This is a genomic window from uncultured Ferrovibrio sp. (genome assembly GCF_937960835.1).
Classification (GTDB): Bacteria; Pseudomonadota; Alphaproteobacteria; order Ferrovibrionales; family Ferrovibrionaceae; genus Ferrovibrio.
This window is the reverse complement of the sequence record NZ_CALGPC010000002.1, coordinates 1-16384: the sequence shown is the minus strand read 5'-3', so window position 1 is coordinate 16384 and position 16384 is coordinate 1. Positions and strand designations below refer to the sequence as shown.

The 16384-nt window shown below is 61.2% G+C and carries 15 protein-coding genes; 2 read left to right on the top strand and 13 right to left on the bottom strand.

Going from position 1 to position 16384, the window contains the following annotated elements:
• Positions 1 to 19: 19 nt before the first annotated feature.
• Genes Q0603_RS00960 through msrA form a run of 3 tightly spaced genes read right to left on the bottom strand, consistent with a single transcriptional unit; the run spans position 20 to position 1791 of the window.
• Positions 20 to 631, bottom strand: a complete 612-nt coding sequence (locus Q0603_RS00960; RefSeq protein ID WP_298720679.1) for a LysE family transporter — start codon at positions 629 to 631, stop codon at positions 20 to 22.
• Complete coding sequence (locus Q0603_RS00955; protein WP_298720676.1) at positions 628 to 1089, bottom strand: Lrp/AsnC family transcriptional regulator; 462 nt, start codon at positions 1087 to 1089, stop codon at positions 628 to 630. The genes Q0603_RS00960 and Q0603_RS00955 overlap by 4 nt, the downstream gene beginning before the upstream one ends.
• A 42-nt stretch (positions 1090 to 1131) precedes the next feature.
• Complete coding sequence (msrA, locus tag Q0603_RS00950; RefSeq protein ID WP_298720673.1) at positions 1132 to 1791, bottom strand: peptide-methionine (S)-S-oxide reductase MsrA; 660 nt, start codon at positions 1789 to 1791, stop codon at positions 1132 to 1134.
• A gap of 153 nt (positions 1792 to 1944) precedes the next feature.
• Here msrA and Q0603_RS00945 point away from each other — a divergent pair, with 153 nt between their 5' ends.
• Positions 1945 to 2889 carry a DMT family transporter gene (locus Q0603_RS00945; RefSeq protein WP_298720670.1) on the top strand — a complete coding sequence of 315 codons (945 nt, stop codon included), beginning with the start codon at positions 1945 to 1947 and terminating at the stop codon, positions 2887 to 2889.
• Here the strand turns inward: Q0603_RS00945 and Q0603_RS00940 are convergent.
• The gene (locus Q0603_RS00940; protein ID WP_298720662.1) at positions 2879 to 3553 is read right to left on the bottom strand and encodes a GntR family transcriptional regulator; all 675 of its coding nucleotides are present in this window, start codon (positions 3551 to 3553) and stop codon (positions 2879 to 2881) included. The genes Q0603_RS00945 and Q0603_RS00940 overlap by 11 nt on opposite strands.
• A gap of 111 nt (positions 3554 to 3664) precedes the next feature.
• On the opposite strand from Q0603_RS00940, the gene Q0603_RS00935 reads away from it, so the two are divergent.
• The gene (locus tag Q0603_RS00935; RefSeq protein ID WP_298720659.1) at positions 3665 to 4003 is read left to right on the top strand and encodes a DUF1491 family protein; all 339 of its coding nucleotides are present in this window, start codon (positions 3665 to 3667) and stop codon (positions 4001 to 4003) included.
• Here the strand turns inward: Q0603_RS00935 and cysG are convergent.
• The 9 genes from cysG to Q0603_RS00890 all read right to left on the bottom strand — a co-directional run bounded on the left by cysG (position 4000) and on the right by Q0603_RS00890 (position 16173).
• A complete protein-coding gene (cysG, locus tag Q0603_RS00930; protein WP_298720656.1) occupies positions 4000 to 5439 on the bottom strand; it encodes a siroheme synthase CysG in 1440 nt (479 codons plus the stop codon). The genes Q0603_RS00935 and cysG overlap by 4 nt on opposite strands.
• On the bottom strand, positions 5411 to 8083 hold the full coding sequence (locus Q0603_RS00925; RefSeq protein WP_298720653.1) for a nitrate reductase: 2673 nt from the start codon (positions 8081 to 8083) through the stop codon (positions 5411 to 5413). Before Q0603_RS00925 ends, cysG begins: the two co-directional genes overlap by 29 nt.
• Before the next feature lie 6 nt (positions 8084 to 8089).
• Positions 8090 to 8425 (bottom strand): nitrite reductase small subunit NirD, encoded by a 336-nt coding sequence (gene nirD / locus Q0603_RS00920; protein ID WP_298720650.1) that lies wholly within the window; start codon positions 8423 to 8425, stop codon positions 8090 to 8092.
• A gap of 12 nt (positions 8426 to 8437) precedes the next feature.
• Complete coding sequence (gene nirB / locus Q0603_RS00915) at positions 8438 to 10885, bottom strand: nitrite reductase large subunit NirB (RefSeq protein ID WP_298720647.1); 2448 nt, start codon at positions 10883 to 10885, stop codon at positions 8438 to 8440.
• Positions 10886 to 10939: 54 nt separating this feature from the next.
• Entirely contained in the window at positions 10940 to 11740 is an 801-nt protein-coding gene (locus tag Q0603_RS00910; RefSeq protein WP_298720643.1) for an ABC transporter ATP-binding protein, read from the bottom strand.
• A 21-nt stretch (positions 11741 to 11761) separates the two neighbouring features.
• Positions 11762 to 13078, bottom strand: a complete 1317-nt coding sequence (locus Q0603_RS00905; protein WP_298720640.1) for a CmpA/NrtA family ABC transporter substrate-binding protein — start codon at positions 13076 to 13078, stop codon at positions 11762 to 11764.
• A gap of 10 nt (positions 13079 to 13088) precedes the next feature.
• Entirely contained in the window at positions 13089 to 13949 is an 861-nt protein-coding gene (ntrB, locus tag Q0603_RS00900) for a nitrate ABC transporter permease (protein ID WP_298720636.1), read from the bottom strand.
• Between the two features lie 26 nt (positions 13950 to 13975).
• Positions 13976 to 15286: a CmpA/NrtA family ABC transporter substrate-binding protein gene (locus tag Q0603_RS00895; protein WP_298720633.1), complete on the bottom strand. Its 1311-nt coding sequence runs from the start codon at positions 15284 to 15286 to the stop codon at positions 13976 to 13978.
• Between the two features lie 320 nt (positions 15287 to 15606).
• Entirely contained in the window at positions 15607 to 16173 is a 567-nt protein-coding gene (locus Q0603_RS00890; RefSeq protein WP_298720630.1) for an ANTAR domain-containing protein, read from the bottom strand.
• Positions 16174 to 16384 lie beyond the last annotated feature (211 nt).

Here is a 16384-nt window from a genome sequence, read left to right as displayed (position 1 = left end):
CGGCCTGACAAGGATTTGGTTACAGGACCACTGTGATTGCGAAGCCCATCAGGACGGCGCCGGCGATGCGGTTGATCCAGCGTTTCCACTCATCATTGATGCGCTGCCGCATGGCAGCAGCGGCACCACTGAGAAACGCCCACCAAAGCAACGATCCGATGAAAACTCCGGCAACGGCTGCGGCTGCCGTAGGCAACGAGGCGTTCTCCGCCAGGCCGAGGCCGGCGAACAAGGCTGTGAAAGAAAGAATTGTTGCAGGATTGCTGATCGTCAGCAGGAAGGTAACCCCCAGCAGCCGCAAGGGCAGGCCTGTCTTCGGCGCCGCAGCGGCTCGCGATTCCAAGGGCGCCGTGAATGTCCGCCACCCCAGCCAGGCGATGAAAGCCGCCCCGATCCAACGCAGCCAAATGCCCGCCACACCGGCATTCTCAACGAAAAAGGCGAAGCCAGCTGCCGCCAGCGCGGCATAAACTGCATCCGCCAGCGCGGTGCCGATTCCGCCGCTGAATCCAGTCCAGAATCCGCCAGCGAGGCTGCGCTGGATGCATAGCACGCCGATCGGTCCGACGGGCGCAGCAACCGCCAGCCCGAGCAGGATTCCCCGTAAAAACAGCTCCCCTTCTGCGCTCATCCTACGGTATCTGGGATCGGCAAGGCCGCGGTTTCCTTGGCGGAGGACAGAACGATGGACGTCTGGCTGCGCGGGATGCCAGGCAGCGCCTTGATGCGGCGCGCTAGAAGATCCTCCAGCGCCTTCAGGCTGCCGGCCCGGACCTTCAGAAGGTAAGACCAGTCACCGGTAACATGATGGCATTCCAAGATGGCCGGCTCGTCCCGGACCAGGGTGAGGAAAGCGGCCTCATGCTCGGGCCGCTCAATCATCACATAGACGAAGGCCAAAATCCCGCAGCCAGCCGCCACGGGATCGAGCCTGGCGCCCCACTGGGCGATAACGCCCTGCTTTTCCAGCTTTTTCAGGCGCTCGTTGACGGCTGAAACGGACAGGCCCGCCACAGCCCCGATTTCGGCGTAAGAGCTGCGGCCGTTCTCCTGAATAAACCGTAAAATTTTCCTGTCACTTTCGTCCATAGCCGGATTTTATACGGCGAAATGGTGAAATGACAAGATGTTCTACACCTCCACTCCCGTACCGATCGGACAGCTTATGCCTGTGCCGCCCAAACCGCAGTAACCATTTGGATTCTTTGCCAGATATTGCTGGTGGTAATCCTCGGCATAGTAAAATTCCGGCGCGTCGAGGATCTCGGTCGTGATCCGCCCTCGCCCGGCGGCCGTCAGCGCCTTCTGATACATCTCCCGCGATGCTTCGGCCTGGCGGCGCTGCTCCGGTGAATAGACATAGATCCCTGACCGGTACTGCGTCCCAATGTCGTTGCCCTGCCGCATCCCCTGGGTCGGGTCGTGGCTTTCCCAGAAAATCTTCAGTAATTCCGGGTAAGTGATCGCGGCGGGATCGAACACCACCCGCACGACCTCGTTATGGCCGGTCAGCCCGCTGCAGACCTCCTCATAGGTCGGGTTCGGCGTGTAGCCTGCCGCATATCCGACTGCAGTACTGTAAACACCCGGGGCCTGCCAGAATTTCCGCTCCGCGCCCCAGAAACAGCCAAGGCCAAACAGCGCCATTTCCATCTGCTCCGGAAACGGGGGCTGAAGCGGCCGGCCATTGACGAAATGCTGGGCCGGCACAGGCATGGGCATGGCGCGCCCCGGCAAGGCACGGTCACGCGGCGGCATTTCCATTTTATGGCGCGGTACGGTGAACCACATCAGCGGCCTCCTGCTTACAGCCCGGGTCACAGCTATGACTACCAGCTTGGGCGGGTCTGCGTCTGCGTCAAGACAGCTTTGCGTGAACACCCATTTCCCAAAGACACCGGGCGGGCTAGTGTGCCGCAAATCGTCCAAACAGAAAAAATCCGAATGAGCCCCGCCCGCATTGCCACCCTGCCCGGCGCCTATTACGCGCAAATCCTTGGCCATGGCACGTCGCGCGGCGTGGCATCGATGCTGATCGGCATGGCGGCCTTCGTCAGCAACGATGCCCTGATCAAGCTGGCCAGCGTCACCACACCGACGGGACAGCTCGTCACCATCCGCAATCTGATCGCCACCGCGGTGATCCTCAGCTTGATCCATCTCACCGGCCAGGCCGCTCATCTGCGGCGCAGCATCAATGCCGTCGTGCTTGCCCGCAGCGGCTTCGATATCCTCGCGACCCTTCTCTATCTTCTGGCACTGTTCCATATGCCGATCGGCAATGTCACCGCCATCAACATGGCCACGCCGCTGGCCATGACGGCAGCCGCGGCGGTCTTCCTGCGGGCGCCGGTGGGCTGGCGGCGCTGGACCGCGGTGATCGTCGGCTTCATCGGCGTGATGCTGATCGTGCAGCCGAGGGCCGAAGGCTTCAACGCCTATGCCTTGCTCGCCGTCGGCTCTGTCATCTTCATCGTCGCGCGCGACCTGACCACGCGGAATATCGATCAATCGATCCCCTCTTTGGTGATCACCTTGACCAACGCAGTGATGGTTATGCTGGGGGCCCTTGTGATGGTGGCTTTCGAAGGCTGGGCCGATATCGGACTGCGCGAATATCTGCTGATCGTATGCGCGGCCTTCTTCCTGATTGCCGGTTATCTGCTGATCGTCGATGCATTCCGGCATGGCGATCTCGCCACCGTCAGCCCCTTCCGCTATACGGCCCTGATCTGGGCGCTGTTGTTCGGCTTCCTGATCTGGGGCGATCTGCCGAATCTGCTGGCGCAGGTCGGCATCGTCATCGTGGTCGCCAGCGGCCTGTATGTGCTGCATCGCGAACGCGTGCGCGCCCGTGACGAAGCCGCCAAATCAGTCGTCAGCGAGTAAATTCCTCGATAGTGATATCGGCCGCGCTGATGTGGCGGGCCATCGCCTGTTCAGCCGCGATGGCATCGCCCCGCAGGATCGCGTTGACGACGCTCTCATGCTCGGCGAAGGAACTGGCCAGGCGGCCGACCAGCCGGAATTGGGCACGGCGGAAAGGCGATAGGCGCCGCCGCACAGCCGTGGAATTCTCGACCAGGGCCGTGTTGTGCGTGCCCTCGAAGATACAGCTATGGAAAGCGACATTCAGCGCAGCGTAAGCCTCGACCTCGCCATCCCGGACCATCTGGCGGGATTGCTCATGCAGGTCGGCCAGCTTTTTGCGTTCGGCGGAGGTCATCCGCTGCGCGGCGTAGCGCGCACAGATCGCTTCGAGTTCGCGCATGACCTCGAACAGGTCGCGCATATGCTGCCGGCTCGGTGTCGCCACGACGGCACCGCGATGGGGGCGGATGTCTACCAGTCCGGTCTCGACCAAAGCCTTAAGCGCTTCGCGGACCGGCGTGCGGGATACCCCGAAGCGGTCGGCCAGATCCTGTTCCTCGAGGCGGGTTCCAGGCGGCAGTTTACCGACGAGGATTTCGTCGGCGATGCGCTGGCGCAGCGTGTCCGCCCGTGTCCGCTTGGCCGCGATTTTTGTTTCGGCTTGCAGCCTGACCTGGTTCATGCACTATCCCTGTCGTAAACACGACTGTATCAGCAGTCGCGCCGCGCCGCCACCGCACTCAGCTGGGGCAAAAGACTTCCCAACGGTCCGTTCTGCGGTCAGCATGCGCTCATGAGTGAACCACGCCTGAAAGCCCGGATTCTCGTCCAAGCCATCCTGCGCCGATACGATCAGGAAGCAATTCCCGCCTATATCCGCCGCAGCGGGGATCCTGATGCTGGCGCTGTCATGCTCAAGGTTGCCCTCGGGCCGCAAGAGGCCATCCTGCTCAGCCAGGCCCGCGATGCGGAAGGCCGTGCCGGCTGGCTGCGGCTGGGCGGACAGGAGCATCTGGACGAGGCGGCCGCCGAGGCGCTGATCGAGAAGGCCGTCCACCGCGACCCAGACCTTTATGTCATCGAGGTGGAAGACGCGAAGGGGCGGATACTGGTCGAAGGGCGGATGCTTTAGGCGGTTGCAGCCCAAACCGGATCGCCGGACATGGCCTCTTCGCGCGCCTGCGCGAAAACAGCCCCGATACCAAGCAAAACCGGACGGTCCTGGCCAATCTGATCAAGTCCGATGCCGACCTGATCCAGACGGCCGAGCCAGCGTCCCTCATTAGGCCGGGAGACAGCCGCCATGATCGCGACCGGTGTGCCCGGCGACAGCCCTTCCGCCATCAATCGCTGTGCAGCCGCCGGTCCTGTCCGTCCCGCCATATAGAAGACCAGCGTGGTCTCGCTATCGGCAAGCCCCTTCCAGTCGAGATCGTCGGGCAGCGCGCCATCCCGCGAATGGCCGGTGACAAACCGCACAGAATGGGCAGCATGACGATGCGTGAGCGAAACGCCAAGACTGGCCGCAGCAGCAGCAGCAGCAGCCGTAATGCCTGGCACTACCGACGCCGGAATGCCTGCGGCTTCCAGGGCAGCGATTTCCTCCCCGGCACGGCCGAAGATCATCGGGTCGCCGCCTTTTAGGCGCACGACGCGCTTGCCTTGCCGGGCCAGCTTGATCATCAGTTCATTGATCTCTTCCTGCTTGCAGCTTGGCCCGTTGCCGCGCTTGCCAACCAGCATCCGCTTGGCCTCTCGGCGCGCCAGTTCGAGAACGTCGTCAGAGACGAGGTCGTCGAACAGAACGACATCCGCTGCCTGCAAGGCGCGCATGGCCTTCAGTGTCAACAACTCCGCATCGCCGGGACCTGCGCCGACGAGAGTGACACTGCCAGAGTGTGACGGCATCTGCATGGCCGTAGTTATGATCTCATCGGGCGTGCGGGTAGCCGGTCGCGTGAAGGCAAGGTCGGCAAACCGTTCCCAGAACAAACGGCGTCGGCTGGCATCGGGGATGACGGCGATGACACGGTGGCGGATCGCCTGCGCTAGTTTAGCCCATGCGGCAAGGCTGGCCGGCAGCACCGTCTCGATACGGCGGCGGATGGACTGCGCCAGTACGGGAGCGGCACCATCCGTGGAAATGCCCACCACAACGGGCGAACGGTTGACGATGGCGCCGAACTGCGCATCGCAAAATACCGGCTTGTCAATGACGGAGCAGATCGCGCCTACGGCGCGGGAGATCTGCTGGAACCGCTTTGCTTCGTCCGGATCTTCCGTCGCCAGAACCGCGATCGCTGCACCGAACAGGTCGTCCTCTTCCCAGCAGCGGCGAACAAGATGAACTGTGTCAGCGAGGTTCTGCAGTTCGGCACAAGGTTCGGCCGCATAAACCTGCACGGCTGCGCCGGCTGCAGCCAGCAGCTCTGCTTTCCAGGCTACTGCTGGCGTATTACCGGCTACGAGGGCCCGCTTGCCCCGCAGATCGAAGAAAAGCGGCAGCTTGGCCAGCTTTCCGATCCGCGGTACTGCAGCTTCAGACGGCTTTCTGAATCCGCGCGCCATCGAGCATTCTCCGGATTTCGCTACGGCAGGAGCCGCAATTGGTGCCAGCCCGCACCGTCTCGCCTATCGCTTCCACCGTGGCGCAGCCTGCCCTGATGGCCTCGGCGATCTGATTGGCGCCGATATCGAAGCAGGTGCAGACAATAGCGCCGCGATCGAGGCTTTCCGCCCCTGCCCGGCCGGCCAGCAGCCGAAGCCTGTCTGCGGGAGCCGAGAACTCATTTTCTAACTGCTCAGCGAGCCAGGACCGCGATACCGGGACGGGTTCGGGCGCTACGAAAAGCACGCCACGCAGGCGATTGCCATGAAACAGTGCAAAGCGATGACGATCCGTGGCGCTGTCGTGATAAGCCAGCACTTCGTGTGTCGCAGCATCATCGAAGAGCTGCCGCGCGAAATCGCTCCAATTCTCCGGCCGCCTTTCGCCGGCCATCTCAACGCGCCAGCCGCCCTTCGCACGCGCCAGGGCCCAGTATCCAGCCGCAATCCATGCCGGCCGCTGCACAAGGACCGCAAAGCCATACCAGCTTGCCGCATAAGGCCAGACCTGCGCGGGTGTAAACTTCAGTTCAGGCTGCCCAGAGACCGGATCGACATGGGACGCGACCACGACATTCACCCGTGCTTGCGCCGCCAGTTGGTCTGTCCAGTGCAGCGGCACATAGACCGATCCCTTCTGCTGATCCTCGCTGATCAGGGCACGCACGACGATGCGGCCATGCAGGCTTTCCACCTCAACAAGTGACGCCGCCGTGATGCCGCGCGAGGCTGCGTCTTCTGGATGAAGCTCCGCGAAAGGCTCGGCGATATGGCTCATCAGCCGTGCCGACCGGGCGCTGCGGGTCATGGTATGCCATTGATCGCGGATGCGTCCGGTATTCACCACCAGTGGGCAGGTCTCATTTGTTGATGAGGCTGGTGTCCGCCACGGTGTGGCAACAAAGCGTGCACGCCGGTCTGACGTGAAGAATTGCCCGTCGGCAAAAAAACGCCTTTGGCCGGGCTGGGCACCTTTCACCAAGGGCCACTGGAACGGCTGCAGCGTGTCATAGTCCCGCTGCGTTATTCCACTCAAGGCGGAGATGTCGAAATCACGGCTACCGTTATTCTCAGTGCCTGACAAAGCGGCATATTCGCGGAACACGTCGACGGGATGCCGGTAGGCGAAAGCATCCACCCATCCCATGCGCCGGGCAACTTCTGCAAAGATCCACCAGTCAGGCTTTGTCTCACCTGGCAACGGCAGAAACGGGCGCTGGCGCGAAATGCGGCGCTCGGAATTGCTTACGGTGCCATTCTTTTCACCCCAGGCAGCAGCCGGCAGCAGCACATGTGCATGCGCCGCCGTATCCGTATGGCGAACCACATCGGACACCACCACGAGCGGACAGGTGCGCAGAGCGGCCTTCACCAGATCTGCTTCCGGCATGCTGTCCACCGGATTGGTGCCGGCGATCCAGACCGCTTTCACCCGGCCATCGCGCAACGCCTGGAACAGATCGACCGCCTTGAGTCCCGGACGGTTGGCGATTTTTGGGGAACGCCAGAAATCCTGCACGATCCGGCGATGATCGGGATTATCCAGCTCCATATGGCAGGCAAGCTGATTAGCAAGGCCGCCGACTTCCCGTCCCCCCATCGCGTTCGGCTGTCCGGTGATCGAGAAAGGCCCCATGCCGGGACGGCCGATGCGGCCGGTCAGCAGATGGCAATTGAGGATGGAATTGACCTTGTCTGTGCCGTTGCTCGACTGGTTCACGCCTTGCGAGAATCCGGTGACGACTCGTTCGGCGCGCGCAAAGAGCTCGTAGAACTGCCGCAGCAGCGTCGCCGATAGTCCCGTGATGGATGATATCTTTGGCAAAGAAAGTGCCCGCGCTGCCTCAAGCGCAGCGTCCAGGCCATTGGTATGGCGGGCGACATACTCGCCATCGATCTGGCCATTGTCCGCAAGATGCGCCAGCAAGCCATTGAACAAGGCCACGTCAGAGCCGGGCTTCAGCGGCAGATGCAGGTCTGCAGCCCGCGCCGTCATTGTGCGGCGCGGATCGATGACGACAATTTTCATCTCCGGTCGCGCTGCCTTGGCCTCCGTCAGCCGCTGGAACAGCACCGGATGGCACCAGGCAAGATTCGATCCGACCAGGACGACCAGATCGGCCAATTCCAGATCGCTGTAAATCCCAGGCACGGTATCGGAACCAAAAGCGCGCTTATGACCGGCCACAGCCGAGGCCATGCAAAGGCGTGAATTCGTATCGATATTCGCGGTGCCGATGAAACCTTTCATCAGCTTGTTGGCGACGTAGTAATCCTCAGTCAGCAACTGCCCGGATATGTAGAAGGCAACAGCGTCCGGTCCGTGCTCGGCGATCGTTTCCTTAAATCGGGTCGCGATATGATCCAGCGCTCGCTCCCAAGTGACCCGTTTGCCGTTCAGCAGCGGGTAAAGCAGCCGGTCCTCAAGCCCGACCGTTTCTCCCAGAGCCGATCCCTTTGAACAAAGTCGTCCAAAATTGGCCGGGTGATCCGCATCGCCTTGGATGGTCACCGCTCCAGTTCGGTCCACGCTCACCCGCAAGCCACATCCCACGCCGCAGTACGGACAGGTGGTGCGGACCTCAAATGGCGATGCGTCGATCATTGCAGGTCAGGCCGCTTGAACCGCAAGACCAGGCCAGGAAAGCAGAATGCGGTCACCCTGCAATTTCACCGCTATGGTGCGGGCGCAGCCCTGATCGGGGGCTTGGGCCTCGCCGGTTTCCAGGCTGATCACCCAGTTATGCATCGGACAGGTAACGGCATTCCCCTGGACGATGCCCTGAGACAGCGGCCCGCCCTTATGGGGGCAACGGTCATCCAGGGCGAAGACCTTGTCGTCAGCGGTGCGGAAGATCGCGATGTCGCCGCGTACGGTCTTCACCACGCGGGCGCCACGGCGAGGGATGTCGTCCAGACCGCCAATATCGAGCCATTCATTGCTCATCTTCGTGCCCTTTCACTCCGCTGCCTGCGCGATGCACAGATCTGCCAGGGGTTTGAACTCATGGGCAAAAGCGCCGTTGACGCGCTCGGCCCAGGGGTCGACCTGGGCGAATTTCTGAGCGAACACGAAACGGGCGAAGAGAGCGCGGCGGCGTTCGTGATCCTCGACGATCTGCTGCTTCACCGTCTCCAGGCCAACCCGGTTCAGCCATTTATGGATACGGTCAAGGTAATGCGCCTGCTCGCGATAGAGCTGCATCAGCGCGCCGGCATATTCCAGCACCTCTTCTTCCGTCTCCAGCTTGCAGAGCAGGACGGTCTGCTTCACTTCCAACCCGGCCGCGCCGCCGATATGGAACTCGTAGCCGGAATCGACGCAGACGATGCCGATATCTTTGACCGTCGCTTCGGCGCAATTGCGCGGGCAGCCAGAAACGCCCAGCTTCACCTTATGGGGCGTCCAGCACCCCCAGGTGAACTTCTCCAGCTTGATGCCAAGTCCGGTGGAATCCTGAGTGCCAAACCGGCACCATTCCGTGCCGACACAGGTCTTCACCGTGCGCAAGGCCTTACCGTAAGCATGGCCGGAGACCATGCCGGCGGCATTGAGATCCGCCCAGACGCCAGGCAGGTCTTCCTTCTTCACCCCCAGCAGGTCGATCCGCTGGCCGCCGGTAATCTTTATGGTCGGGATATTGTACTTCTCGGCCACATCGGCGATGGCGCGCAGCTCCCTGACGCTGGTCATGCCGCCCCACATGCGCGGCACCACCGAATAGGTGCCATCCTTCTGGATATTCGCATGCGCGCGCTCGTTGATGAAACGCGACTGGTTGTCGTCGGTATATTCCCCCGGCCAGCTTGCCAGCAGATAGAAGTTCAGCGCCGGCCGGCATTTGCTGCAGCCGCAGGAAGTCCTCCATTCCAGTTCCTGCATCACTGCTGGAATGGATTTCAGCTCCTTGGCGACGATCAGGCGGCGAATTTCGTCGTGGCTGAGATCGGTGCAGCCGCAGGCCGCCTTGGAAGTCGAGGGCGCATAGGCGTCGCCCAGCGTAAAGCTGATCAGCTTCTCCACCAGTCCGGTACACGAGCCACAGGAGGCCGAAGCCTTGGTGACGGCCCGCACCTCTTCCAGACTGCTCAGACCGTTCTCCTGAATGGCGGCAACGATCCTGCCTTTGCACACGCCGTTGCAGCCGCAGATCTCTGCGTCATCCGACAAGGCTGCAACGGCCGCCGTAGGGTCCAGAGGGGCCCCTCCAGCATAGCCCTGGCCGAAGATCAATGTATCGCGCATTTCGGAGATATCTTTCCTCTCGCGCAGCAACTGAAAGAACCAAGCCCCATCGGCGGTATCGCCATACAAAACAGTTCCGATGATGCGGCTATCCTTCAGCACCAGGCGCTTGTAGATGCCACGCCCGGCATCGCGCAGCACAATTTCTTCCCGATCCTTCGCTTCGGCAAAATCGCCCGCGGAAAACAGATCAATGCCAGTTACCTTCAGCTTGGTTGCCATAACGGACCCGTGATAGGCCGCCTGCTCTCCCGCCAGAGTTTTCGCCAATACACCAGCCATCTCATAGAGCGGCGCCACGAGACCATAGGTCATACCGCGATGCTCGACGCACTCTCCAACAGCAAAGATGTCCGGGTCTGAGGTGCGCAACTGATCGTCGACGATGATGCCACGATTGACGGCAAGGCCTGCCTTTTTGCCCAGCGCGGCATTGGGCCTGATGCCTACTGCCATCACCACCAGATCTGCGGGGACAACTGTGCCATCCTCCAGCTCGACCGCCTGCACCTTGCCGTTGCCAGTAATGGCTTTGGTATTCGCGCCGGTCAGCACCTTGATGCCGCGGCTTTCGATGGCCTTCTTCAGGAGATAGCCGGCATTGGCATCGAGCTGACGCTCCATAAGCGTCGGCATCAGATGCACGACGGTGACGCTCATCCCCTGCTCGGCCAGACCCGCCGCCGCTTCCAATCCCAGCAGGCCGCCGCCGATGACAACCGCCCTGTCGCGAGATTTGGCCGCCAGGATCATGGCATCGACATCGTCGAGATCACGATAGGTCAGCACGCCGGGCAGATTGTTGCCCGGCACCGGGATGATGAACGGCACGGAGCCGGTGGCGATCACCAGCTTGTCGTACTTCTCCACCAGGCCGTTATCGGTGGTAATCGTTTTGCCGACACGATCGATCCCGGTGACGCGCGTTCCCTTGTGCAGGGTGATGCCGTTTCTGATGTACCAGCCATCGCCATGAATAACGATCTGTTCATAGGTCTTCTCGCCGGACAAGACGGGCGACAGCATGATGCGGTCGTAATTTACCCGCGGCTCGGCATTAAAGATGGTGATGTCGTATCTGCCGGGTGCGATCTCCAGCAACCGCTCCAACATCCGGCCCGGCGCCATGCCATTGCCCACGATCAGCAGCCTTTCAGCCATGAGCCGTACTCCTATTGCATTGCATGCCCTTCACGACGTCCTCCTGAATATTTTTTAGGCTGCGTGAGCGGCCGGAGCGCGATGCCGCGCATACAGGAATTCCAGGATCTGCTGGCGGCAGCGGTTGTATTCCGGATCGGAAGCGAGCTGCAGCCGGTTGCGCGGCCGCGGCAACTTTACCTCCATCACCTCGCCGATGGTGGCCGCCGGCCCGTTGGTCATCATCACCACACGATCCGACAGCAGCACGGCTTCGTCGACGTCATGGGTAATCATGATGACGGTGTTCTTCAGCTTGGCCTGCAACTCCATCACCGTGTCCTGCAGAGTGGCCCGGGTCAGCGCATCCAGGGCACCGAATGGCTCATCCAGCAACAGGACCTTCGGCTCCATCGCCAGCGCGCGAGCAATGCCGACACGCTGCTTCATGCCTCCCGATATTTCCTGCGGCCGTTTCTCCAGCGCGTGGTCCATGCCGACCAGCGCCAGATTGTGACGCGTCCACTCATCACGCTCAGCAGAGGTCTTTGTCCTGCCGTGGACCTTGTCGACTGCCAAGCGGACGTTGTCATAGACGCTGAGCCAAGGCAGAAGCGAGTGGTTCTGGAACACCACGGCCCGGTCCGGCCCCGGCTCCGATACTTCCTTGCCCTGCAGCAGCACGCCGCCCGTTGTGGCGCGCAGCAGGCCGGCCACGATGTTGAGCAAGGTGGATTTTCCGCAACCGGAATGGCCAATCAGCGCGACGAATTCGCCGCGTTCGATCTTCAGCTCGATATCCCGCAGAGCGATGAACGGGCCATTGGCTCCTTTGAAGATCATGCCGACATTCTCAAAGCTCAGATAAGCGCTCATGGGGCACTCCTATCGATTGGCCTAGCGGTTGGCACTGGGGCGGCGGATTGCGATTGCGGATGGCTCCGCATTCATGCGGGCAGCTGTCGACATCGCCCGCGCCGAAGAGACGTAGGAGCCGTCAAAGAAAAGGTCCGCCCCCATGGTAATCGGCGCGCTGGCCTGGGCCAGCGTCCAAGGCCCAGCATGCAGTCCTTCCGGCTTGCGGTCGATCAGTGGAAACGGCCGGTCGAGCGCAGCGGCCGCTTCACGGTAGAGATCGGTGCGATAGACGCAGTCGGCTATAGCGGCGACGTCGATTGTGGGATCGATCAGCTTCCAGCGCTGCATCTCGGTGAGATACCATTCCGCCTGACTGCGCCAGGGGAAATTCGCGCTGTAGCGATTGAAGACGAAGAAGTCCGGCATGGCTTCCGGGCTGACATCCAGGCCGTATCGAACGACACCCAGCATGCCCAAGCGGATCGCCTCCGCTGCCTCCGGCCCGATATAATCGGGCTTGGCCATGATCTCGACGCCTTCCAGACGATTCTCGGGACGATCGAGCCATTCGGCAGCCTCGATCAACCCCATCAGCATCGCCTTATGGACCAGTGGATTCCGCTCCACCCAATCCCGGTTGACGCCGATCACCTTTTCAATGCGGTTGTTCCAGATTTCGTAGCCGGAGATCAGGATGCGCCCGACGCCGCGCAGCACGGCGAGCGAATTCCACGGATCGCCCACGCAGAAACCGTCGATCTCGCCTGCTGCCAGCCGGTCGGTCATCTGCGGTGGCGGCACAACCACCAGATTCACATCACGATCAGGGTCGATGCCAGCTGAAGCCAGCCAATAACGGAGCTGGATCTGATGTGATGAATAATTGAATACCGTCGCGAAGGTGAGCTTCGGCCGGCCGGCCTTGCGGTCGGCCGCAATTACACGGCGCAGGACATTGGCGCTTTCCTGCCTGGCATACAGCAAGGCCGGCTCTGCCTCGACCAGACGGTCCCACAGCTTGGCCGAGATGGTGACGGCATTGCCGTTGAGGTTAAGGACAAAAGATGTGATTTGCGGCTTCTTCCAGCCGCCGGCGCCCAAGGTTGCAGCCAGCGGCATAGGGGCCAGCATATGCGCCGCATCCAGGGCGCCCAGCGCGACCTTGTCGCGCATATTTGCCCAAGAAGGCTCCCGCACCAGCGTCACATCCAGACCGTGGCGCGCGAAGAATCCCTTCTCCTTTGCCACGATCAGCGGGGCACAGTCGGTTAAGGCGATAAAACCGATCCGCATGGCTGTCGGGGCCGCCAGCGTGGCTGCCCGTGCAGCTTTGGTCTTGGCGGGACGTCGTGCCATCGCTGCCGCCTTACTGCTGGGCATAGCCGCCGATACGATTGCCGATGAAGGCAATCAGTCGGTCCAGCATGAAGCCGACGAGGCCGACATAGATCAGGGCGAGAATGATTTCGCTGATCAGCGAGCTGTTCCAGGCATCCCAGATGAAAAAGCCGATGCCGACGCCGCCAATCAGCATCTCGGCCGCGACAATGGCCAGCCACGACAGGCCAATGCCGATCTTCAACCCGGTGAACATGAACGGCACAGTGGCCGGCAACATCACCTTGAAGAAATATTCAAAGCCGTTCAACCGCAGCACCTGGGCAACGTTGCGATAATCCTGCGGGATGTTGCGGATGCCGACCGCCGTGTTGAGGATGATCGGCCAGATCGCTGTGATCGCAATGACGAAGATCGCCGATGGATCGGCGTTGCGGAACGCGGCGAGCGAGAGCGGCAGCCAGGCCAGCGGCGGCACAGTGCGAAGCACCTGGAAAATCGGGTCCAGGCCGCGGAAGGCCAACGTGGATTGACCGATCAACACCCCCAGCGCGATGCCGATACTGGCGGCAAGTGCAAAGCCGATGGCGACACGCTTGAGGCTGGATGCCAGATGCCAGAACAGGCCCTTGTCCAGATTGCCCTTATCAAAGAATGGATCGCTGATCAGAACCCACGTATCTTCGATGACCACCGAAGGCGGCGGCAAGGTGGCATCCGGGCCAGAGCAGGCGATTTCCCAGACGCCTATAATCAAGGCAAGAAACATGACAGGTGGCAGCACTCGGGTCGCCACGTAGCGCAAGCCGCCCAACACGCGCGGCATCAAGGCAGCGAGGAAACCCTCGCTGCCCAGGTCCATCTTCAAGACATCAGCTTTGATCGCCATGGAATTCTCCCCGTCTTGCGCCGGCATTACACGCGTGCGATGGCAAGGCTCTTCAGGTAGGCCATCGGATCCTCCGGATCGAAGACCTTGCCATCGAAGAAGGTTTCCTTGCCGCGCGAGGTGGATTTCGGAATCTCTGCGTCGCTGGCGCCGATCCCCTTGGCGGCCTCTCGCCAGAGGTCCTCGCGGTTGACCTGTTTGATCAGGCCTTTGGCGTCGAAATCGGTGGGCAGATAGCCCCAGCGCATATCCTCGGTGAGGAACCAGAGTTCGTGGCTTTGGAAGGGATAGGATGCGAAGTCGCGCCAGAACTTCATCATCAGCGGGCTTTCGACGCCCACGGTGACCTTGCGGCCACCATCACCGTAATCGATGACGCCCTTGGCACGATCGAGAATGTCCTTGACCGGGACCTTGAACCAGTCGCGGCCACCCATGATCGTGCACATCTCATCCTTGTTCTCCATTTTGTCGCACCATTGCTGCGCTTCCTGAGTGGCCATCAGGATCGCCTTGGCAGCCTTCGGATGTTTGTCGACCCAGTCGGCGCGCAGCGCGAGCGACTTCTCGGGATGGTCGTTCCACAATTCGCCGGTCATCAATGCGGTGAAGCCGATCTTCTGATGGATGAGCTGCAGGTTCCATGGCTCGCAAACGCAGAAGGCCTCCATCGCATTGACCTTCATGTTCGCCACCATCTGCGGCGGCGGCACGACGATGGTCGCAATGTCCCTGTCGGGATCGATCCCGGCTGCCGACATCCAGTAGCGGATCCACAGATCGTGCGTGCCGCCCGGGAAAGTCATGGCGGCCTTCAGTTCCTTGCCTTCCGCCTTGGCTTTCTTGAAGGCAGCGCCAAGCGCCTTGGCATCCTTGGTCACGCCCATGCCGGCATAGGCTTGCGCCACGGAAATACCCTGACCATTCAGGTTCAGGCGCGCGAGGATGTACATCGGCACCGGCACATTGCCCTTGGTGACTTTGCCGGACGAAATCAGGTAAGGCATGGGGGTGAGAATATGCGCGCCGGTGATGCCGCCACCCGCCTCGCCTAACTCGATATTGTCGCGCGTGGCGCCCCAGGAGGCCTGCTTCTCGATGCTCATGTCAGGCAGGCCGTATTTGGCAAAGAATCCTTTTTCCTTGGCGATGATCAGCGGCGACGCATCGGTCAGCGCGATATAGCCAAGCTTCGTGCCCTTCACTTCCGGACCTGCGGCCTGCGCAAATGCGCCGGAGGGAAACTGCAGCCGCGCTGCGGCCATCAGGGCAGCGGCACTGCCTGCGCCCTTGATCAGCTGACGGCGACTCACCTTGAAGGTCTTCTTCTCACCCATGTCACTCTCCGTCCCTGCTCGGCCGTCGTTGCGGCCAATAAAAAAAGCGCCCAGCAACAAGGTCTCGGCTGAGACCTCTTGCAGGACGCCCTTGTCCAATTGCGACCGACGAACAGCACGGCCTGGGGAGGCATTTGCTGGGATCGGTCACCCGCTGCGTCATTGCAGCGAGCTGTCGCGATTACTCAGAGCAGGAATTGTGCCAAATGTAACACGGTGTGCTTTTCCAAGGATTCACGAGCATTAAGCCGCGCATGCCACAAAAGATGACTTGCCGTGCTGCACATTTAATAAGCGAAGCTGCGCCAGGATTGTGCAGCCTACTTCTTCTTCAGCACATCGGCAAAGGCCAGCAATGCCTCCGCTACGTCCACCAGCCTCTGCTGCCGGTCCATCGCCAGCTTGCGCAAAGCGGCATAAGCCTCGTCTTCCGACAGGTTGCGCTCGCGCATCAGCAAACCCTTGGCGCGGTCGATCAGTTTACGCTCGGCCAGGGTCGCTTTTGTTTTCTTCAACTCATCGCGCAGAGCCTGGAATTCGCGGAAACGCGCGATCGCCACATCGAGGATCGGCTTCACGCGCTTCACGTTCAAACCGTCGATGATGTAGGCGGAAACGCCCGCCTGCATGGCCTGTTCGATCATGCCTTCATCGGATTGATCGACGAACATGACCACCGGGCGCGGCTGGTCGGCGTTGATCTGCCGCATGCTTTCGATGGTATCGCGGCTGGGCGATTCCATGTCGACGATGATCACGTCGGGTGCGATTTCCTGCACTTTCCTGGCGCTGAGGTCGCGGGGTGCCAGGCGTGCTACCAGTTTATAGCCTTGTCCCTGCAGAGCTTCGGTAAGGATGACCGCGCGCTCCGGGTCTTCGTCAACCAATAAGATACTCAACCCCGCCACTGACTCCATCCCGCCGGAACTGAAAGCAGCATCTCCGCTGTTTCAGAAGCAAAATGCATACCGCCCCGGTTGCACTCCGTCGTTCCGAGTGCATGCCGCATACGGAGTATTCTATGGTGAGAAATAGCGAAGCTGCGGCATAGATCGGAAGAGCGTCGTGTAGGGAAAGAGTGTAGATCTCGGTGGTCGC